The sequence below is a fragment of the Micrococcus flavus genome (assembly GCF_014204815.1).
In the GTDB taxonomy this organism is placed as follows: Bacteria; Actinomycetota; Actinomycetes; order Actinomycetales; family Micrococcaceae; genus Micrococcus; species Micrococcus flavus.
In genome coordinates, this window is sequence record NZ_JACHMC010000001.1 from 2,193,475 (window position 1) to 2,211,778 (window position 18,304).

Consider the following 18,304-nt stretch of genomic DNA (forward strand, 5'->3'; position numbering starts at 1 on the left):
TCCGGCGTGACCCTGATCGACAACGCCGTGTACGTGGCCGGCCGTCGCGTCTACGCCCCCACCAGCCTCTCCGAGACCTGGGACGCCATCGAGCGCACCGGCGGGATGGCCTGGCTGGGCCTGTACCGCCCCCACCCGGACGAGCTCCAGGAGGTGGCGGACGAGCTGCCGCTGCACCCCCTCGCCGTCGAGGACGCCCTCACCCCCGGTCAGCGCGCCAAGCTCGAGCGCTACGGGGACGACTGGTTCATGGTGCTGCACCCGGCCCGGTACATCGACGCCACCGAGACCGTGGAGTTCGGCGAGCTGGACGTGTTCACCGGCGAGGACTACGTGGTCACGGTGCGCCACGCCGAGGAGCCGGACCTGGCCGCCATCCGCACCCGCCTGGAGCAGAGGCACCCCGACCGCCTGGCCCAGGGGCCGGCCCAGGTGGCCTTCGAGATCCTGGACCGCGTGGTGGACGACTACTTCCCCGTGGCGGAGGGCCTCGAACAGGACATCCGCGAGATCGAGGACCAGATCTTCTCCGGGGACTCCTCCGTCTCCCGCCGCATCTACGAGCTCTCCCGCGAGGTGATCGGCTTCGAGCGCGCCACCCGGCCGCTGCCGCGCATGGTCGAGCAGCTGCAGGAGGCCGCCCGCGACCGGCTCAGCGAGGCCTCCAACGGGTCCCACGCCGTGGGCGAGGACGTCCCCGAGCCGGAGCCGGAGGATGTGCAGGAGCGGGAGGAGCTCGTGGAGAGCCTGCGCGCCCTGCGCGACATCCACGATCACGCCGTCCAGATCACCGACCGCGTCACCACCATGCGCACCATGCTGGAGAACGCCCTCGAGCTGGACTCCACCCTGGCCTCCAAGCGCCTGGCGGAGCAGTCGATCGAGCAGAACGACCAGGTGAAGAAGATCTCCTCCTGGGCGGCCATCATCTTCGCCCCGCAGCTGATCGGCTCGATCTACGGCATGAATTTCGAGCGCATGCCGGAGCTGCACTGGGCGTTCGGCTACCCCATGGCCCTCGGGCTCATGCTGGCCGTCGCCCTGGTGCTCTACACGCTGTTCAAGCGGGCGGACTGGCTCTGAGCGGTCAGTCGAGCCCGAGCTCGTCCTTGCCGAACGCGTACAGGTAGGGGACGCCGGCCTCCTCGGCCACGCGCTCGGCGGCGCCGGTGGCGCGGTCCACGATCACAGCCACGGCCTGGACGTCGCCGCCGGCCTTCCGCACGCCCTCCACGGCCGTCAACGCGGAGCCGCCCGTGGTGGAGGTGTCCTCCAGGACGACGACGCGGCGCCCGTCGACCCCCGGGCCCTCGACCTGGCGGCCCATGCCGTAGGACTTCTGCGCCTTGCGCACCACGAACGCGTCGAGCGCACGGCCCTGCGCGCCGGCCTGGTGCATCATCGCGGTGGCCACGGGGTCCGCACCCATGGTGAGCCCGCCCATGGTCTCGAACCCGATCCCGTTGTCCTCGAGCAGGCGCAGCATGACGCGGCCGATCAGCGGGGCGGCCTCGTGGTGGAGGGTCACACGGCGCAGGTCCACGTAGTAGTCGGCCTCCTTGCCGGAGGACAGGGTGACGCGGCCGTGCACCACGGCCAGCTCCCGGATGAGCTCGCGGAGGCGCTCGCGGTCCCGCTCGGGCGTGGAGGCGGAGGAGGTCTGTGCGGTCATGCGCCCATGCTACGGCGGCGGGCGCACCCCTCGACCGGGCGCGGAGCGCGGGGCTAGCCTCGGACCATGACGGACCCGGCACAGCAGCACACGTCCCACCCCTCCGGCCTGCCCCTGTCCCACTGGCTCACGGTGGCCGAGGGCCTGCTCGCGGCGCGGATCGGCGCGAATCTCGAGGAGCACGGCCTGACCCGCCCGCAGTGGCAGGTCCTCAACGCCCTGACCACCTCGCCCCTGTCCGCCGCGGAGATCCGCTCGGGCTTCGAGGCGGAGGTGCGCGACGCCGTCGCCGACCAGCTGGAGGAGCTCGTGGAGGCCGGCTGGATGACCGTGGAGGGCGAGCTGTTCACGCTCACCGCCACGGGCCGGGCCGCCGGCGAGCGCGTGGGCGAGGCCGTGGCGCGCCTGCGCGGGGACGCCACCGCGGACCTGCCCGCCGAGCACTACGAGATCACCGTGACCACCCTGCGGGCGATCGCGCGGAACCTGGGGCACCCGGAGGCCTGAGGGGCGGGTCCTCCCCGGGCCGCGGGGCCGGCCCTACGCTGGGGCCATGCGTGAACTCCAGCAGCAGATCATCGCCGAGATGGGCGTGCGCCCCCGGATCGACCCCGCCGCCGAGGTCGAGGCCCGCGTCCAATTCCTCGTGGACTACCTCGAGGCCACCGGCACGTCCGGGTTCGTGCTCGGCATCTCGGGCGGCGTGGACTCCACCACCGCCGGACGCCTGGCCCAGCTCGCCGTCGAGCGCCGCCGCGCGCAGCTCGGGGTGACGGACGCCGTCGCCCTCGGGGGTCCCGTGGCCGGCGCCGTCCCCGGGGAGGCTGGCTCCGGAGCCCACGCCCCCGCCCCCTCCCGCGAGAACCCCCGGTTCACGGCGGTGCGCCTGCCGTACCGGGTGCAGCAGGACGAGGCCGATGCGCAGGCGGCCATGGACTTCATCGACGCGGACGAGGAGCGCACCCTGAACATCGCCGGCGGGGTGGACGGCCTGGCCGAGGCCTTCGCGGAGGCGGCCGGCGAGCCCCTCACCGACTACAACAAGGGCAACGTGAAGGCCCGCATGCGGATGGTGGCGCAGTACGCGCTGGCCGGAGCGCACGGGCAGCTGGTGATCGGCACGGACCACGGCGCCGAGTCCGTCACCGGGTTCTTCACCAAGTTCGGCGACGGCGGCGCGGACGTGCTCCCCCTGTTCGGGCTGGACAAGCGTCAGATCCGCGCCGTGGCCGAGGAGCTGGGCGCCCCCGAGCCCCTGTGGAACAAGCTCCCCACCGCCGACCTGCTGGACGGCAACCCCGGCCGCACGGACGAGGACGAGCTCGGCATGACCTACGAGCACATCGACGACTACCTGGAGGGCCGCCAGATCCCCGAGGCGGTCGCGGAGAAGCTCGAGGGGATCTGGCTGCGCTCCCGGCACAAGCGCACCACCCCGGTGACCATCCACGACACCTGGTGGCGGTGACGCCTCAGCGGCGGAAGGCCGCCCCCGGGTGGTCGGCGCGAAGCGTGGCCGTGCCGAGGATCCGCCCGCGCAGCGTGCCCGACGCCGGCCGGTCGCCCTCCCGCAGGTGCCCGCGCTCGCGCAGCACCGGGCTGACGTGCTCGGCGAAGGCCGGCAGGTCCACGCCGCGCAGCGCGTAGTCCACGTTGAACCCGTCCACGCCGGCCTCGGCGGCCCAGCGCTCGAGCTCGTCCGCCACGGTCTCGCCCGAGCCCACGATCACGGGCCCGCGGGCGCCGATCGCCATGAACGCGGCGAGGTCCCGCACGGTCCACGCGCGGTCCGGGTCCATCGAGGTGAAGGACTGCAGCGCGGAGCGGTTGCCCTCGATCGGCACGTCCTCGAGCACGTCGTCCGGGGACAGGGCCGCGAGGTCCAGCCCGGTCCACCCGGCGAAGAGGGCCAGGGCCGCGTCCTCGTCCACGTGGCGGGCGTAGTCGTCCAGGCGGGCGCGGGCGGCGTCGTCGGTCTCCGCCGCGACCACCGTGACCGAGGTGATGGTGCGGATCGCGTCCCACGGGCGCCCGGCGCGCTCCAGGTGCGCGGGCAGCGCATCGGTCAGGCGGCGCACGTTCTCCGGCGTGGTGCCGGAGAAGAACAGGGCCTCCGCGTGGCGGGCGGCGAACTCCAGCCCGCGCGGGGAGGAGCCCGCCTGGAACAGGAACGGCGTGCCCTGCGGCCCGGGCAGTGTCAGCCCCGGCCCGGGCACGGAGAACCAGCGGCCCTCGTGCCCCGCCCCGTGGACCCTCTCGGGGTCCAGGTAGACACCGGCCTCGTCGTCGGCCACGAGGGCGCCGGGGGCGAAGGTGCCCTCCCACAGCGCGTAGACCACGTCCATGAACTCGTCGGCGCGGTCGTAGCGCTCGTCGTGCGGGACGAGGTCCCCGAGGCCCAGGTTCTCGGTGGCCGAGCGCTGGTAGGAGGTCACGATGTTCCACGCGATCCGCCCGCGCGTGAGGTGGTCCAGTGTGGCGAACCTCCGGGCCAGCAGGTACGGCTGCTCGTAGCTCACGGAGGCCGTCACCCCGAAGCCGATCCGCTCCGTGGCGGCCGCGAGCGCGCTCACCGCCAGCAGCGGGTCCAGCATCGGGTACTGCATGCCCTCGCGGATCGCGGTGGCCCCGGAGCCGTCGAACACGTCGTAGACGCCGGCCACGTCCGCGAAGAACATCGCGTCGAAGCCCGCCGCCTCGAGCAGGCGGGCGTGCCGGATCCAGAAGTCGAGGTCCCGGTACTGCTCGACGTCGGCGTCGGGGTGACGCCAGATCCCGGTGGTCTGGTGCGTGGGGACCATCATGTCCAGGGCGCAGAGGAGCATGCGCCCATCCTCGCATCCAGGGCGTGACCGGGCTCACGGACGGCCCGACGACGCCGCCCGCGCCGTCCCGCGTCCGCTCGCCCCGTTAGCCTGGTCGGGTGAAGATCGCCACCTGGAACGTGAACTCCCTCCGTGCCCGCGCCGACCGCGTGGAGGCCTTCCTCGAGCGCCGGGACATGGACGTCCTGGCCATCCAGGAGACCAAGTGCAAGGACGAGAACTTCCCCTGGGAGCTGTTCGAGCGCGCCGGCTACGAGGTCGCCCACCACGGGATCTCGCAGTGGAACGGCGTGGCCATCGCCTCCCGCGTGGGCCTGTCCGACGTGCAGCGCGGCTTCCCCGGCCAGCCGCACTTCGGCAAGGGCGGCAAGGACCCGCAGGAGGAGGCCCGCGCCCTCTCCGCGGTGGTCGGGGAGGAGGCGGACGGCGTCGAGCCGGTGCGCCTGTGGAGCCTGTACGTGCCCAACGGCCGCGGCCTCCAGGACGAGCACATGCCCTACAAGCTCGAGTGGCTGCGCGTCCTGGCGGAGCACGCCGCGGCCGAGCTCGCCGCGGACCCGCGGGCCCGCACCGCCTACGTGGGCGACTGGAACATCGCCCCACGGGACGAGGACGTGTGGGACATCGAGATGTTCCTCCGGGACGGGTACACCCATGTCTCCGAGCCCGAGCGCGCGGCGTTCCGCGCCTTCGAGGAGCTCGGCTTCACGGACCCCGTGCGCCCGCGCCACCCCGGCCCGGACGTCTACACCTACTGGGACTACACGCAGCTGCGCTTCCCCAAGAACAAGGGCATGCGCATCGACTTCCCGCTGCTCTCCCCCGCGCTCGCCGAGACCGTCACGGACGCCTGGATCGACCGCGAGGAGCGCAAGGGCAAGGGCGCCTCGGACCACGCGCCCGTGGTCGTGGAGCTCGGCTGAGCCGGCCCGCCCCCATGACGACGACGGCGCCCGCCCCCTCCCGACCGCACCCCCTCCGCCGGGGGCGGGCGTGAACGCCGCCGCGCACCTGCGCGTCTTCCAACCGCTGTCCGCGTACCCGGACGCGGTGCAGGCGCGGCTCATCGCGGCCGCCCACCTGACCCGCGCCGAGGTGGAGGCCGAGGCGCAGGCGCGGGCCCGGCGTCGTCTGCTGCGGCGCGTGGCGGACCCGTTCCCGGAGCCCGGCGAGGACGACCTGGTGCGCGTGCTGGAGGTGGACGGGTCCGCGTTCTACTGCCCGGACGAGCTCGGGCTGCGCATGGAGATGGCCGCGGCCATGCTCGAGGAGTCCATGGCGTCGTCCGCGTACGAGGCCGCCGTCCCCACGGCGGCGCGCGCCATGAACCGCGGCCGCGCCCTCGTGGCGCTCGAGGACGAGTGGGGCCTCACCCCGGGCGCGGACGACGAGCCCGCCGAGGAGCACGGCCCGGGGCGAGGCGTCGCGGTCCAGGGCCACGACGACGAGCCGGCCCCCCGGGACGGCGGCCGCGGCCCCGAGCAGGCCCACCAGGACGGGGACGGCACGGGCGGCACCCACCGGGTGCAGACCCGCACCGCCGTGTGGGGCCTGCCCCACGCGTGGCTGGCGGTGTTCGACCCGGAGGAGCCCGTGCGTCGCCTCGTGGACGGGGAGACCGTGGCGTACCGGCGCACGCCGGTGACGGCCGCGGTCGAGCGGGCCGGGCACGCCGCCGCGGTCCTGGCCCGGCACGCGGAGGACTCCGAGCTGCTGGGCGAGCTGGCCGTGATGATCCCCTGGCTGCAGGCGTTCCACCCGGACTCCGTGCTGGAGCTGGACTACGGCGGGCTGACGCGGCACGTGTGGCCGGACGACTCCGCGTTCGACATCTGGACGCTGCTCGACGCCCTGGACGAGGGGGACGAGGCCACCGCAGGGCTCGCGCAGGAGCGGCTCAACCGCCGCTGGGGACGCGTGGGGATGCTGGCGCACGCGAACTGAGCACGGGCGCCCGGAGCGCCGCCCCCGTCAGCCGCGCGGCATGCGCCCGAGGAACGGGGCCGGATCGAGGGCCGGCTTGCTGGTCGTGGCGAGGCGTTCCCGGAACGCGGGCTCGATGTCCCCCACGTACAGCCACCCCAGGAGCATCTCGTCCTCAGTCAGGCCGTGGACGGCGCGCACCTCGGGCGCGTTCGTCTGCAGCCCGGTGCGCCACATGACACCCCAGCCGGCCTGCCACAGGGCGAGCTCCAGCAGGTGCGCGGCGCCCGCGGCGGTGGCGTGCTGCTCCCACGCGGGCACCTTGGGGTGCGCCACGTGCCGGGCGACCACGGCGATCAGCAGCTCGGCCCGGAAGGGCTTGTCGTTGACCTCCCCGGGCTCGCGCTCGACGCCCGCCGCGGCATCGAGGGCCTCGCCGAGGACGCGCCGGTCGTCTCCGCGCAGCAGGATCAGGCGCCAGGGGCGCAGCGCCTTGTGGTCGGCCACGGGGGTGACGGCGGCCAGGAGCCGGGCGATCTCCTCGTCCGACGGGGTGCTCGGGCCCACCTTGGAGACGGACCGGCGCGAGGCCATGGCCTGCAGGACGGGGTCGTCGAAGTGCTTCATGGTTCCATCCTGCCTCTCCGGACCGGGGTCCAGGGCAGGACCGACCGCGCCCCGTGACCTCCCCCACTCCGCCCGGCTCCCGCCCTGCACCGCGCCCGCCGCCCCGCCTACGCTGGATGCCATGACCCCGCAGCGCCCCGCCGTCACCCCCCTGAGCACCCCTCCCTCGGAGGCCCGCAACCGCCCCACCACCCCGTGGTGGGTGGACGCGGTGATCTACCAGGTCTACCCCCGCTCGTTCGCGGACGGGGACGGCAACGGCATGGGCGACCTGCCCGGCGTCACCGCGAAGATCCCGTACCTCACCCGGCTCGGGGTGGACGCGATCTGGCTCTCGCCCTTCTACCTGTCCCCGCAGCACGACGCCGGCTACGACGTCGCGGACTACCGCGCCGTGGACCCCCGGTTCGGCACGCTGGCGGACGCGGACGAGATGATCGCCGCCGCGCACGACGCCGGGATCCGCGTGATCGTGGACCTCGTGCCCAACCACACCTCCTCGGACCACGCCTGGTTCCAGGCGGCCCTGGCCGCCGGCCCGGGCTCCCCCGAGCGCGCCCGCTACCACTTCACGGAGGGCCGCGGCGAGCACGGCGAGCTGCCCCCGAACAACTGGGAGTCCACCTTCGGCGGCGGCGCCTGGTCCCGCGTGACCGAGGCGGACGGCACCCCCGGCCAGTGGTACCTGCACCTGTTCGACACCACCCAGCCGGACCTGAACTGGGAGAACCCGGAGGTCCGCGAGGAGTTCGAGGACCTCCTGCGGTTCTGGCTGGACCGCGGCGTGGACGGCTTCCGCGTGGACGTGGCCCACGGGCTCATCAAGAAGCCGGGCTACCCGGACGCGGACCACACCCGGATGGGCATGGTCACGGACGCCGGCGAGGACCAGGACCCGGACTTCGACGTGGACGCGTTCGAACCGGCCATGCCCTTCCTGGACCAGGACGGCGTGCACGAGGTCTACCGCCGGTGGCGCCGCGTGCTGGACGCCTACCCGCACGAGCCCATGATGGTGGCCGAGGCCTGGGTCTCCCCGCTGCCGCGCACGTTCCGCTACGTCCGGCCCGGCGAGATGCACCAGGCGTTCAACTTCACCTACCTCATGGCCGGCTGGGACGCGCCGGCGCTCGACTCGGCGATCAGCCGCTCCTTCACGGAGGGCGAGAAGGTCGGCGCCCCCAACACGTGGGTGCTCTCCAACCACGACACGGTCCGCCACACCTCCCGCTACGGCCTGTCCGACCCCACCGCCTACCCGGCCGGCATCACGGCGGAGGACGAGCAGCCGGACGAGGCGCTCGGGCGGCGCCGGGCGCGCGCCGCGGCCATGATCGAGCTGGCCCTGCCCGGTTCGGCGTACATCTACCAGGGCGACGAGCTCGGGCTGCCCGAGCACACCACCCTCGAGGCCGAGCACCGCCAGGACCCCTACTTCTTCCGCACGGACGGCGCCGAGCCCGGCCGCGACGGCTGCCGCATCCCGATGCCGTGGGCCGCGGACGAGCCCCACCTGGGCTTCACGGTGCACCCCGACGGCGCCCCCGCGCCCGCCGACGCCGCCACGCCCTGGCTGCCCCAGCCGGAGGCGTTCCGGACGCTGGCCGCGGACCGGCAGGTCGGCGTCGAGGGCTCGCACTTCGAGCTGTACCGGCACCTGCTGCAGATCCGCGCCGAGCTGGACCTGGGCACGGGCTCCTTCGCGTGGTCCGAGGCCCACCACCGCCCCGAGGAGGGCGTGCTGGCCTTCACGGTGACCTCCGGCGGGGGCCGCCACCTGGGCTCGGGCCAGCCGATCCCCGCGCGCACCGTCCTGGTGGTGGCGAACATCGGCACCGAGCCCGTCGCCCTGCCGGCGGACCACGAGAGGGCCCAGTTCTCGCTGCCCGAGGCCGAGGCGCTCGTCGACGGCCGGCTCGTCCCCGACGCCGCCGCCTGGCTCCTCCAGCGCTGACCCGTGGGCCCCGCCGGCTACGGCGGGGCCCCGACCGGACGCTTTGCACCCTGCGGATGTGACATTTCACTCACTGACATTCACCATGGTGTGTCAGTTCACGTCGATCCACCACTGAAAGCGGTCCCATGGCCAGTCACGGCAGCACCACGAGCGGGACGCTCGAGAACCGCGAGCTCCATCGCGGGCTGAGCCAGCGCCACATCATGTTCATCGCCATCGGCACGGCGATCGGCACCGGCCTGTTCTACGGCTCGGCGGGCGGCATCCAGACCGCCGGCCCGGGCGTCATCCTCTCCTTCCTCATCGCCGGCGCCGCCGTGTACCTGGTGATGCGCGCGCTCGGCGAGATGACGCTGCGCGAGCCGGTCTCCGGCTCGTTCGCGGCCTACGCCTCCCGCTACCTCGGCCCCTTCGCGGGCTACGTCACCGGCTGGACCTTCGTGTTCGAGCTCGCGGTGGTGATCGTGGCGGACACCGCCGCCATCGCGAAGTACATGGCCTTCTGGTTCCCCGAGGTCCCCGCCTGGGCGTGGGTGGCGGCCACCATCCTCGTCATCGGCCTGATCAACATGACCCACGTGGGCAACTTCGGCGAGGCCGAGTTCTGGCTGACCCTGATCAAGGTCGGCGCCATCGTCGCCATGATCTTCGGCGGCGTCATCCTCATGTTCTCCGGCGCCTCGTTCGCGGACGGCACCCCGGCCGGCCTGAACAACCTCGTGGACCACGGCGGCTTCCTGCCCCACGGCGTCCTCGGCGTCCTGGCGGCCCTGGCGATCGTCACCTTCTCCTTCGGCGGGATCGAGACCCTCGGCGTGGCCGCGGGCGAGGCGAAGGACCCGGAGAAGGTCCTGCCCAAGGCCATCAACACGGTCCCCATCCGCATCCTGCTGTTCTACGTGCTGACCATGGTGGTCATCATGTCCCTGATGCCGTGGACCTCGGTGGACGGCTCGGCCAGCCCGTTCGTGCAGATCTTCGAGGGCCTCGGCGTGCCCTTCGCCCCGCACATCCTGAACTTCGTGGTGCTCACCGCGGCGATCTCGGCCATCAACGCGTGCATCTACGCCTCCGGCCGCCTGCTCTACGCCATGGCCCACGACGGCCAGGCCCCCCGCGCCTTCACCAACACCAACAAGGGCGGCGTGCCGTGGCTGAGCGTCGTCGTGATGCTCGTGGTCATGGTGCTCGGCGCCGTCCTCATCACCGTGAACCCGGACGCCTTCGGCCTGATCGCCGGCGTCGCCTCGTTCGCCGTGGTCTTCACGTGGGCCATGATCTTCCTCTCCCACCGCGCCATGCAGAAGCGCGTGAAGGAGGAGGGCGCCGCCCCGTCGCCGTTCCCCATGCCGCTGGGCCCCGTGGGCACGTGGCTGGGCCTCGGGTTCGTGGCCACCGTGGTCATCACCATGGCGACCCTCCCGGACTCCCGCCAGGCCCTGATCATCGGCCTGGTGTGGGTGGCCGCCCTCACCGCCGCGTGGTTCGTCACCGGCGTGCGCACGTCCGCCGCCGTGCACGACCGCACCGGTCAGCTGCCGATGGCCCGCACGCACGACTGACCCCGGGGCCCCTCCGGCCCAGGGGCACCACGACGACGGCGGCCCGCCCCCTGATCCCAGGGAGCGGGCCGCCGTCGTCGTGCGGGGTGGGGGCGGGTCAGTCCCGCGGCGCGCGGTGCAGGCGCGTCGCGGAGCCCGCCGCGGTGTCCGCCGCCGGCACCCGGCCGGCATGGAGCCGGATCTCGTCCTGCGGGCCCGGGGAGGCCATCTCGGCGATCTTGCGCTGGTGGTCGCGGCTGAGCGAGGCCCACCACTGGGAGGCGACCACGGGACCGCCCTCCACGACGTCCGGGTCGTCCGTGTCCAGGCCGAGGCGGTCCTTGATGGAGCCGAGCATGGCCTTGCGGCGCACGGCCTCCACACGGGCCACCGAGTAGCCGAGGACGCGCAGGGTGGCCACGCACATCACGAGCATCATCACGGAGAACGGCAGGCCGATGGTGATGGCCAGCGTCTGGATGGCGGAGAGGCCGCCCGCCATCAGCAGGGCCGCCGCCATGAACGCGGTGGCGATCGCGAAGAAGATGCGCACGAGCACCTTCGGGTTCACGTCGCCGCCGGTGGCCAGCATGCCCATCACAAGAGAGCCGGAGTCCGAGGACGTCACGAAGAACACCGCGGAGAGGATGATGAAGCCGATCATCATCAGGGCACCGGCCGGCAGCTGCTCGATCACCTGGAACAGCGCGGTGTTCGCGTCGATCGCGCCGTCCGGGCCCACGATCGAGCGGTAGCCCTCGGGACGGACGGTCTCGAGGTAGATGGCGGTGCCGCCGAGCACGCCGAACCACACGATCGAGATCAGGGTCGGCACCAGTAGCACGCCGGCGATGAACTCACGGACGGTGCGGCCGCGGGAGATGCGGGCGATGAAGATGCCCACGAACGGGGTCCAGGACATCCACCAGCCCCAGTAGTAGGCGGTCCAGCCGGCCTGCCACGCGTCGCCCTCCGCCCCGAAGAACGCCGAGACGTTGAGCGAGTTGGCGAAGAAGCCGTTCAGGTACGCGCCGGTCGACTGCACCATCTCCTTCATCAGGAAGGCGGTGGGGCCCACGATCGCCACGAACAGCAACAGCCCCGCGGCGAGGATGAGGTTGAAGTTGGAGAGGTACTTCATGCCCCGCTCCACGCCGGAGACCACGGTGTACAGGACCAGGCACGTCACGAGCGCGATCATCACGTACTCGACCCAGGCCGCGTCCTGCGGCACGAAGCCGAGCGAGCGCAGGCCGGCGGCCATCTGCGTCACGCCGAGGCCGAGCGAGGTGGCCACGCCGAACACGGTGCCGATCAGGGCGATGTTGTCGATCAGGTGACCCCAGCCGCCACGGGTGCGGCGCTCGCCCAGCAGGGGCTCGAAGGCCCAGCGCAGGGACAGCGGACGGCCACGGCGGTGGATGGCCAGGCCCACGGCGACGCCGACGACGGCGTAGATCGCCCAGGGCTGCAGGCCCCAGTGCAGGAAGGTGGTGGCCAGCGCCTGCTGCGCGGCCTGGCCCTCGTTCGGGTTCGTCGCCGCGATGTCCGGGCGCGGGGTGACGAAGTGCATCATCGGCTCGGTCATGCCGTAGAACACGAGGCCGATGCCCATGCCCGCCGCGAAGAGCAGCGAGAACCAGGACAGCGTGGAGAACTCCGGCTTCTCATCCGGCTTGCCCATCGTGATCTGACCCTTGCGGGAGAACGCGAGGTAGAGGCAGAACAGGACGAAGAACAGCGCGACGGCGGCGTACCACCAGGAGAAGCTCGTGATGATGCCCTGCTGCACGGTGCCGATGGCGGCGGTCATCTGCTCGGGCAACAGCATCGTGGCGATCACGAAGGCCAGGACGATCACGGTGGACGGCCAGAAGACCCAGGCGACCAGGGCACGGCCGGGTCCGACCTGGGCGTCGGCCGACGTCGCGGGGACCGTCGGGGACGGGGTGGAGGCGTCGGCGGAGCCGGGCGGCGCGGGGGTGCGGTGCGGTGAAGTGGTGTCGGTCATCTGACTCACGCTACGTGACCCACGCCGACTCCGTGCCGTCCAGAGCGGACCCGTCTGATCCTTCTCACCGCGGGATGTGACCGTCCTCGCGGCAATGGCGGGGAGCCATCGGCCCGGAGATGCAGGAAGGCCCCCCGCTGCTGCGGGGGGCCTTTGCACTGCTGTGGCTCCGACCGGCGTCGATCCGGTGACCTTACGATTTTCAGTCGTACGCTCTACCAACTGAGCTACAGAGCCGGGCGATGGGGCATCGCCGGGATCCTCCAGGCACCGGACTCCGGTGTATCGGATGATCCGAGCGACCCTGACGGGACTTGAACCCGCGACCTCCGCCGTGACAGGGCGGCGCGCTAACCAACTGCGCTACAGGGCCATGTTCTGTTGTTCGCCACTCCGGATCTCTCCGTTGCAACGAGTAGAGACTCTATCAGCGTCCCCGCGCCGCGTGCAAATCGCCGGACGCGGGTCTGCGGGAGACCGCCCCGGCACCTGCGGCGCCGTACCCCCAACGGGATTCGAACCCGTGTCGCCGCCGTGAAAGGGCGGTGTCCTAGGCCTCTAGACGATGAGGGCGCGCCCGCCCGGCACAGCCGGCGGACCAGTGGAGTCTATAGGGTGGCCGCATCGGCCGCGAGCAGAGGAGGCGCCCCGTGGGCACGTGGATGGACGAGGCGGAGTTCGATGCCGCCGTCGACGCCGCCCTGGCCCGCATCCCCGACGAGCTGGCCCGCCTGCTCACCAACGTGGTGGTCGTGGTGGAGGACGAGTATGAGCCGCAGCCGTGGGAGGACCCGGACACCGAGCTGCTCGGCGTCTACGAGGGGATCCCCCTGACCGAGCGCGCCGAGATGGCATGGCAGCTGCCGGACCGGATCGTGGTGTTCCGCGGCCCCCTCACCCGGCACTGCCGCAGCCGTGCCGAGCTCGAGCACGAGATCACCGTGACGGTGATGCACGAGGTGGGGCACTTCTTCGGGATCTCCGAGGAGCGCCTGCACGAGCTCGGCTGGGGCTGACCGGCTCAGCGCTCCCGCGGCTCCTGCTCCACGACCGGGCCGAACTCCACCCGGGAGCCCAGGCGCACGTCCTCGCGGAACGGGACCACCATGACGGGGCCCTTGGCGTGGTTGGCCACGCCCTGGCTCGTGGAGCCCACGAGGGCGCCGGAGAATCCGCCGAGGCCGCGCGTGCCCAGGACGGTCAGCCGCGCGGTGGCGGTCTGCTCCGCCATCACGTCCACGGGGTTGCCCTCCACCAGCTCGGTGGTGACCTGCAGGCCCGGGAACTCCGAGGTCAGCCAGGCCACGCCCGCGTCGAGTCGCTCCTGCAGCTCCCGCCGCCGCGCCTCCTCGTCCAGGGTGACGGCCAGCCAGGCGGCGTTCGCGCTCATGGGGGGCAGGGCGCACACCAGGTGCAGCGGCGCCGTCCGGGCCGCGGCCTCCTCGGCGGCCACGAGGGCGGCGGCCCGCCCCTCCTCCGAGCCGTCGACGCCGGCCACCACGGGCGCGCCGTCCGCCGCACGGGACTCCTCCACCCCCGCGGGGATGATCGCCACGGGGCAGTGGGCGTGGCCGGGCAGTGCGGAGGACACCGAGCCGAGCAGCCGGCCCAGGAACCCGCCGCGGCCGCGACTGCCGGAGACCAGCAGGGACGCCTGCGCGGAGAGGTCCACGAGGACGCCGGCGGCGTCGCCGACCTCCACGCGCAGCTCCGGGGTGACGCCCTCCGGGTCGAGCTTGCCCGCGACCTCGTGCAGGAGCGCGTCCACGCCGGAGCGGAGGCGGTCGTCGTCGGCCAGCGCGATCCCGCCGTCCACGGAGCTGCCCCAGAACGCGGGCACGGTGTAGGCGGTGACGAGGGTGAGGGACTCGCCGCGCAGGCGGGCCTCGCGCTGAGCCCAGCGGGCGGCGGAGATGGACTGGTCCGAGCCGTCCACGCCCACGAGCACGCCCAGCGGGGCGTCCTGGGAGAGGGGGGCGGACGGGGTGGTCTGGTCGGACATGGCAGCCTCCTGTGTGTGTCCTGCCGGACCTCGCCGTCGGGGCCCGGGCGGTCGCCCTCAGCTTAGTGTCCCGGGCCACATCCGGCCCGCCCCGTGACGCGGTCGGCTGCGCGGGGGCCCGGATCAGGCCCCGTCCGAGGTCGGCGCGGCCGCCGGCAGGGGGACCAGCGGCGTGGGGTCCGGGGCGAGGCCCTTCGTGAAGGCCGCGACGTCGTCGACCAGCTGCGCCGGCAGCGCGTCCGAGCGCAGGGCGCGGGCCAGGCCGGCGCGGCCGCCGAGCTCGTCCCGCGCCAGCGGCCGGTCCGACGCCGCGGCGATCACGTTGCCGCGGCGGCGGCCCTTGAGCATGGCGGGGTCGGCCATGACCTCCACGTGCGCGAACGCCGCCGTGAGGGCGGCGACCTCGCGGCGCACCGAGGTGAGGTCCGGGCCCCCGCCGATGTTCAGGACGTACACCCCGCCCGGGGTGAGGACGCGGGCGGCGTGCGCGGCGGCGTCGGCACCCGTGAGGTGCGCCGGGGTGACGTGCGGGGCGTCGGGGGCGGCGCCCGGGCCGTCCTGCGGCGCGAAGACGTCCCGGAAGACCACCTCGCGCGTGGCGTCCCGGAGCCCGGCGAGGATCTGCCCGGCCTCGCCCACGCGGATCTTCAGCTGCGGGGAGCGGGGCAGGTCGAACTGCTCGCGGGCGAGGGCGGCGAGGCCGGCGTCGAGCTCCACGGCCAGCTGGTGGGCGCCCGGGTGGGCGTGCGTGACGCAGCGCGCGAACGTGCAGCCGGCGCCGCCGAGGTGCAGCACGCGCAGCGGGGCGGCGCCCGGCGCGAAGCGGTGCGTCAGGACGGCCGCGGCCCAGCGCATGTATTCGAAGCCGAGCGTCTGGGGCCGGTCCGGGTTCAGCTGCGAGGACTCGACGCCGTTGACCCGGAGCAGGAACACGCCGTCCGTCCAGGGGTCCGGCTCGATCGTGGCGACGCCCGAGCTGATGGGATACGTGCCGGGGGTGATCATGGGGTCGATTCTCCCCTCCCCCGGCGGCACTTTCGAACGCGGAACAGGGCCTGTTCGACGCTCGAAAGCGGCCATTCTACCGGTTTCACGCTCGAAAACGTCTGCGGGCGCGGGGGGCGGGTGCGGGTACGGGTGCGGATCAGCGGCGGACCATCAGCTGCTCGTGCGCGTCGCCCCACGCGCCGCCGATCGGCTCGGGATCGCCCACCGGGCGGTAGCCGTGGCCCGTGTAGAAGCGGACCGCGCGCTCGTTGCCGTCGAGCACGCGCAGCACCGCGGGGGCGTGCCCGAGCGCCGCCTCGTGCAGCCGGTGCCCGAGTCCCGTGCCGTGGGCGCGGGCGAGCACGTAGAGGCTGGTCAGCACGGTGTCCGGCAGGTCGTCGGGCCACCCGCCCATGCCCTCGGGGGCGGGCAGGGACCGCTCGGTGCGGGGCGCCGTCGCCGCCATCCCCACGACGACGCCGCCCGCCTCCTCCGCCAGCCACACGCGCCCGCCCTCGGCCAGGGCGACGCGCCAGCCGGCGACCTGCTCCTCGAGGCGGTCGTCCAGGCGATCGAGGAGTGCGGCGTCGAGGACGTGCGCATAGGTCTCACGCCAGGCCGCGTTCTTCATGGCGAGCACGGCGGGCAGGTCGTGGGCCGTGGCGCGGCGGACGGTCACCGCCTCCACGGATCCCCTGCCCTCCACGGATCCCCTGCCCTCCACGGATTCACTGCGGAACTGACCCTTCTGAGCGCCGTTCGGGCCTTCAGAAGGGTCAGAAGTGCAGTCGATCCCGGCGGGTGGGGCGGACATGCCGAGTCGCTCAGGCGTCGTCTGCGAGCGCCGCCGCGAGCCGGGCGACCTTGCCGTCCAGCTCGCCGGTGCGGCCCGGGCGGATGTCCGCCTTGAGCACCAGGGACACGCGCGAGCCGAAGGGCGCGACGGCGTCGCACGCCGCCTTGACCACGGCCATCACCTCGTCCCACTCCCCCTCGATCTCCGTGAACATCGACGAGGTGCGGTGCGGCAGGCCTGAGTCCCGGACCACGGCGACGGCGGCGGCCACCGCCCGGTGGACCGAGGCGGGGTCGCCGTCGGAGGACGGGGCGTGGGCGGCGTCGGCGGGCTGGCCGGACGGGGCGACGGAGAAGGCGACGATCATGGCCCCAGTGTGCCTCGTCCCGGCCGACGCCAGACAGACCGGGGGACCGAGCCCCTGCGACATCACCGCCGTTCCGCCCGGCGGGGATGTCGCAGGGGCTCGGTCGTCCGGCGGGGGTCAGCCGCCGAGCAGCGGGCTGAGCGCCTTGATCAGCTCGTTGACGCCGATCGCCACGAACACCGCGGCCGTCAGCCCCAGCAGCACGTTGCGGACCGGCCCGTTGCGGAACTTCCCGGGCACGTTCCGCGCATTGTTGAGGAACAGCAGCGTGACGGCCAGGAACGGCATGAACAGGGCGCCGAGCGTGCCGTACAGCAGGATCAGGAAGATCGGCTTGCCCAGCAGGAGCAGGACCATGGGCGGGAAGGTCAGCCACAGCAGGTAGAAGCGGGCGGGCGTCGAGGACAGTGACGGCGCGTCGTCCTGGTCCAGCTCCTCCGCGGGGCGGCGGAAGTTGGTCCAGAAGTCCGCGAACATCAGGGACACGCCGTGCCACACGCCGATGAGGGAGGAGAAGGAGGCGGCGAAGAAGCCCACCAGGAACACGGTGGCCCAGACCTCGCCGTAGCGGTCCGCCAGGACGGTGCCGACGTCCAGCAGGCCCTTGTCCCCCGAGGAGATCGCGATGCCCGCGGAGTTCAGCAGCTCCACGCCCATGATCATGGTGGCGATCACGAAGACGCCCGTCAGGACGTAGGAGACCGTGTTGTCGAAGCGCATGATCCTCATGTACTTCGGGGTGTTCCAGCCCTTCTCCCGCAGCCAGTAGCCGTAGGCGCCGAGGGTGATGGTGCCGCCCACGCCGCCGGCCAGGCCGAGCACGTAGAACATCACGTCCGGGTCGCCGGAGGGGATGCGCGGGACCAGGCCGGTGAGGATCGCGCCGAGGTTCGGCACGGTCAGCGCCGCGGAGATCAGCACCGTCACGAACATGACGCCGATCAGCACGGTCATGATCTTCTCGATCAGCCCGTAGCGGTCCAGCCACACCAGGGCCAGGCCGGCCACGCCGGCGGCCACCGCGAAGATCGTCGAGTCCACGCCCGGGAACAGCGCTGCCAGCGGCAGGGCCGTGGAGGACATGGCGGTGGCGCCGTACACGAAGCCCCAGATGAGGATGTACGGGCCGAAGTACCAGGAGGTCCAGGAGCCGAGCGAGCGCCAGCCCTGGAAGATGGTCCGGCCGGTGGACAGGTAGTACCGACCGGTGCCCTCGACCAGCACGATCTTGAAGATCACGCCGAGCACCACCGCCCACAGCAGCATGTAGCCGTAGCGGGAGCCGGCGGTGAGGGTGGCCACGAGGTCCGCGGCGCCCACACCGGTGGCGGCGGCCACGATGCCCGGGCCGAGAGAGTTCCAGCGGGGCCGGACGGGGGTCTCGTCGATCTCCGCCTGCGTGAAGCCGACGATCTCGGGGGTGTGGACGGGGTGGTGCCGGTCGACCGGTCCGCCGGTGGGCGAGCCCGCTGCAGAGGTGGAGTGCGACATGGGGTTCCTCGGTCGGTGCGACGGATGCGGGAGGCGGCGTCGTCGTCGGGGTGCGCCGCGGACGACGCCGGCCGGGTGCGTGATGCGGCTCACGGTACCGGGGCG

The 18,304-nt window shown here is 73.0% G+C and carries 17 protein-coding genes and 3 tRNA genes; 8 read left to right on the forward strand and 12 right to left on the reverse strand.

Going from position 1 to position 18,304, the window contains the following annotated elements:
• Positions 1-6 precede the first annotated feature (6 nt).
• A complete protein-coding gene (locus BJ976_RS10150; protein WP_184231860.1) occupies positions 7-1,083 on the forward strand; it encodes a magnesium and cobalt transport protein CorA in 1,077 nt (358 codons plus the stop codon).
• Positions 1,084-1,087: 4 nt separating this feature from the next.
• On the opposite strand, the gene pyrE is transcribed toward BJ976_RS10150, so the two are convergent.
• Entirely contained in the window at positions 1,088-1,672 is a 585-nt protein-coding gene (gene pyrE / locus BJ976_RS10155) for an orotate phosphoribosyltransferase (protein WP_135030171.1), read from the reverse strand.
• A gap of 66 nt (positions 1,673-1,738) precedes the next feature.
• On the opposite strand from pyrE, the gene BJ976_RS10160 reads away from it, so the two are divergent.
• Both BJ976_RS10160 and nadE read left to right on the forward strand, forming a co-directional pair.
• Complete coding sequence (locus tag BJ976_RS10160) at positions 1,739-2,179, forward strand: MarR family winged helix-turn-helix transcriptional regulator (protein WP_135030170.1); 441 nt, start codon at positions 1,739-1,741, stop codon at positions 2,177-2,179.
• A gap of 46 nt (positions 2,180-2,225) precedes the next feature.
• Positions 2,226-3,140 carry an NAD(+) synthase gene (nadE, locus tag BJ976_RS10165; RefSeq protein WP_135030169.1) on the forward strand — a complete coding sequence of 305 codons (915 nt, stop codon included), beginning with the start codon at positions 2,226-2,228 and terminating at the stop codon, positions 3,138-3,140.
• Positions 3,141-3,144: 4 nt separating this feature from the next.
• On the opposite strand, the gene BJ976_RS10170 is transcribed toward nadE, so the two are convergent.
• A complete protein-coding gene (locus BJ976_RS10170; RefSeq protein ID WP_135030168.1) occupies positions 3,145-4,497 on the reverse strand; it encodes an NtaA/DmoA family FMN-dependent monooxygenase in 1,353 nt (450 codons plus the stop codon).
• Between the two features lie 98 nt (positions 4,498-4,595).
• Here BJ976_RS10170 and BJ976_RS10175 point away from each other — a divergent pair, with 98 nt between their 5' ends.
• Positions 4,596-5,420, forward strand: coding sequence for an exodeoxyribonuclease III (locus tag BJ976_RS10175; protein WP_135030167.1), 825 nt, complete (start codon positions 4,596-4,598; stop codon positions 5,418-5,420).
• 70 nt (positions 5,421-5,490) lie between these two features.
• Positions 5,491-6,441, forward strand: a complete 951-nt coding sequence (locus BJ976_RS10180; protein WP_135030166.1) for a DUF8083 family protein — start codon at positions 5,491-5,493, stop codon at positions 6,439-6,441.
• Positions 6,442-6,468: 27 nt separating this feature from the next.
• Here BJ976_RS10180 and BJ976_RS10185 read toward each other — a convergent pair whose 3' ends face one another.
• Positions 6,469-7,047: a nitroreductase family protein gene (locus BJ976_RS10185; protein WP_167736941.1), complete on the reverse strand. Its 579-nt coding sequence runs from the start codon at positions 7,045-7,047 to the stop codon at positions 6,469-6,471.
• A gap of 121 nt (positions 7,048-7,168) precedes the next feature.
• On the opposite strand from BJ976_RS10185, the gene BJ976_RS10190 reads away from it, so the two are divergent.
• On the forward strand, positions 7,169-9,001 hold the full coding sequence (locus BJ976_RS10190; RefSeq protein WP_135030165.1) for a glycoside hydrolase family 13 protein: 1,833 nt from the start codon (positions 7,169-7,171) through the stop codon (positions 8,999-9,001).
• A gap of 128 nt (positions 9,002-9,129) precedes the next feature.
• Complete coding sequence (locus BJ976_RS10195) at positions 9,130-10,566, forward strand: amino acid permease (RefSeq protein ID WP_135030164.1); 1,437 nt, start codon at positions 9,130-9,132, stop codon at positions 10,564-10,566.
• A 97-nt stretch (positions 10,567-10,663) separates the two neighbouring features.
• On the opposite strand, the gene BJ976_RS10200 is transcribed toward BJ976_RS10195, so the two are convergent.
• From BJ976_RS10200 to BJ976_RS10215, 4 genes are all read right to left on the reverse strand, one after another.
• Positions 10,664-12,556, reverse strand: coding sequence for a BCCT family transporter (locus tag BJ976_RS10200; RefSeq protein WP_135030163.1), 1,893 nt, complete (start codon positions 12,554-12,556; stop codon positions 10,664-10,666).
• Between the two features lie 164 nt (positions 12,557-12,720).
• Positions 12,721-12,793 (reverse strand) — tRNA-Phe (locus BJ976_RS10205).
• Positions 12,794-12,855: 62 nt separating this feature from the next.
• Positions 12,856-12,929: transfer RNA gene (locus BJ976_RS10210), tRNA-Asp, on the reverse strand.
• Between the two features lie 127 nt (positions 12,930-13,056).
• A tRNA-Glu gene (locus tag BJ976_RS10215) sits at positions 13,057-13,129 on the reverse strand.
• 89 nt (positions 13,130-13,218) lie between these two features.
• On the opposite strand from BJ976_RS10215, the gene BJ976_RS10220 reads away from it, so the two are divergent.
• Complete coding sequence (locus BJ976_RS10220; RefSeq protein WP_135030221.1) at positions 13,219-13,572, forward strand: metallopeptidase family protein; 354 nt, start codon at positions 13,219-13,221, stop codon at positions 13,570-13,572.
• Between the two features lie 5 nt (positions 13,573-13,577).
• On the opposite strand, the gene BJ976_RS10225 is transcribed toward BJ976_RS10220, so the two are convergent.
• The 5 genes from BJ976_RS10225 to BJ976_RS10245 form a co-directional block, all read right to left on the reverse strand.
• Positions 13,578-14,558 (reverse strand): universal stress protein, encoded by a 981-nt coding sequence (locus BJ976_RS10225; protein WP_135030162.1) that lies wholly within the window; start codon positions 14,556-14,558, stop codon positions 13,578-13,580.
• Positions 14,559-14,681: 123 nt separating this feature from the next.
• Positions 14,682-15,563: a spermidine synthase gene (locus tag BJ976_RS10230; protein WP_135030161.1), complete on the reverse strand. Its 882-nt coding sequence runs from the start codon at positions 15,561-15,563 to the stop codon at positions 14,682-14,684.
• Between the two features lie 139 nt (positions 15,564-15,702).
• Complete coding sequence (locus BJ976_RS10235) at positions 15,703-16,251, reverse strand: GNAT family N-acetyltransferase (RefSeq protein WP_167736940.1); 549 nt, start codon at positions 16,249-16,251, stop codon at positions 15,703-15,705.
• A gap of 118 nt (positions 16,252-16,369) precedes the next feature.
• A complete protein-coding gene (locus BJ976_RS10240) occupies positions 16,370-16,708 on the reverse strand; it encodes a thiamine-binding protein (RefSeq protein WP_135030159.1) in 339 nt (112 codons plus the stop codon).
• Between the two features lie 117 nt (positions 16,709-16,825).
• Positions 16,826-18,199, reverse strand: a complete 1,374-nt coding sequence (locus tag BJ976_RS10245; RefSeq protein ID WP_135030158.1) for an Nramp family divalent metal transporter — start codon at positions 18,197-18,199, stop codon at positions 16,826-16,828.
• Between the last annotated feature and the right edge of the window lie 105 nt (positions 18,200-18,304).

What these genes read in the sequence shown, in the direction of transcription:
- pyrE (WP_135030171.1), bottom strand. Translation starts at nt 1,672, where the DNA reads ATGACCGCACAGACCTCCTCCGCCTCCACGCCCGAGCGGGACCGCGAG.
- BJ976_RS10160 (WP_135030170.1), top strand. Translation starts at nt 1,739, where the DNA reads ATGACGGACCCGGCACAGCAGCACACGTCCCACCCCTCCGGCCTGCCC.
- nadE (WP_135030169.1), top strand. Translation starts at nt 2,226, where the DNA reads ATGCGTGAACTCCAGCAGCAGATCATCGCCGAGATGGGCGTGCGCCCC.
- BJ976_RS10170 (WP_135030168.1), bottom strand. Translation starts at nt 4,497, where the DNA reads ATGCTCCTCTGCGCCCTGGACATGATGGTCCCCACGCACCAGACCACC.
- BJ976_RS10185 (WP_167736941.1), bottom strand. Translation starts at nt 7,047, where the DNA reads ATGAAGCACTTCGACGACCCCGTCCTGCAGGCCATGGCCTCGCGCCGG.
- BJ976_RS10190 (WP_135030165.1), top strand. Translation starts at nt 7,169, where the DNA reads ATGACCCCGCAGCGCCCCGCCGTCACCCCCCTGAGCACCCCTCCCTCG.
- BJ976_RS10195 (WP_135030164.1), top strand. Translation starts at nt 9,130, where the DNA reads ATGGCCAGTCACGGCAGCACCACGAGCGGGACGCTCGAGAACCGCGAG.
- BJ976_RS10200 (WP_135030163.1), bottom strand. Translation starts at nt 12,556, where the DNA reads ATGACCGACACCACTTCACCGCACCGCACCCCCGCGCCGCCCGGCTCC.
- BJ976_RS10220 (WP_135030221.1), top strand. Translation starts at nt 13,219, where the DNA reads ATGGACGAGGCGGAGTTCGATGCCGCCGTCGACGCCGCCCTGGCCCGC.
- BJ976_RS10225 (WP_135030162.1), bottom strand. Translation starts at nt 14,558, where the DNA reads ATGTCCGACCAGACCACCCCGTCCGCCCCCCTCTCCCAGGACGCCCCG.
- BJ976_RS10230 (WP_135030161.1), bottom strand. Translation starts at nt 15,563, where the DNA reads ATGATCACCCCCGGCACGTATCCCATCAGCTCGGGCGTCGCCACGATC.
- BJ976_RS10240 (WP_135030159.1), bottom strand. Translation starts at nt 16,708, where the DNA reads ATGATCGTCGCCTTCTCCGTCGCCCCGTCCGGCCAGCCCGCCGACGCC.
- BJ976_RS10245 (WP_135030158.1), bottom strand. Translation starts at nt 18,199, where the DNA reads ATGTCGCACTCCACCTCTGCAGCGGGCTCGCCCACCGGCGGACCGGTC.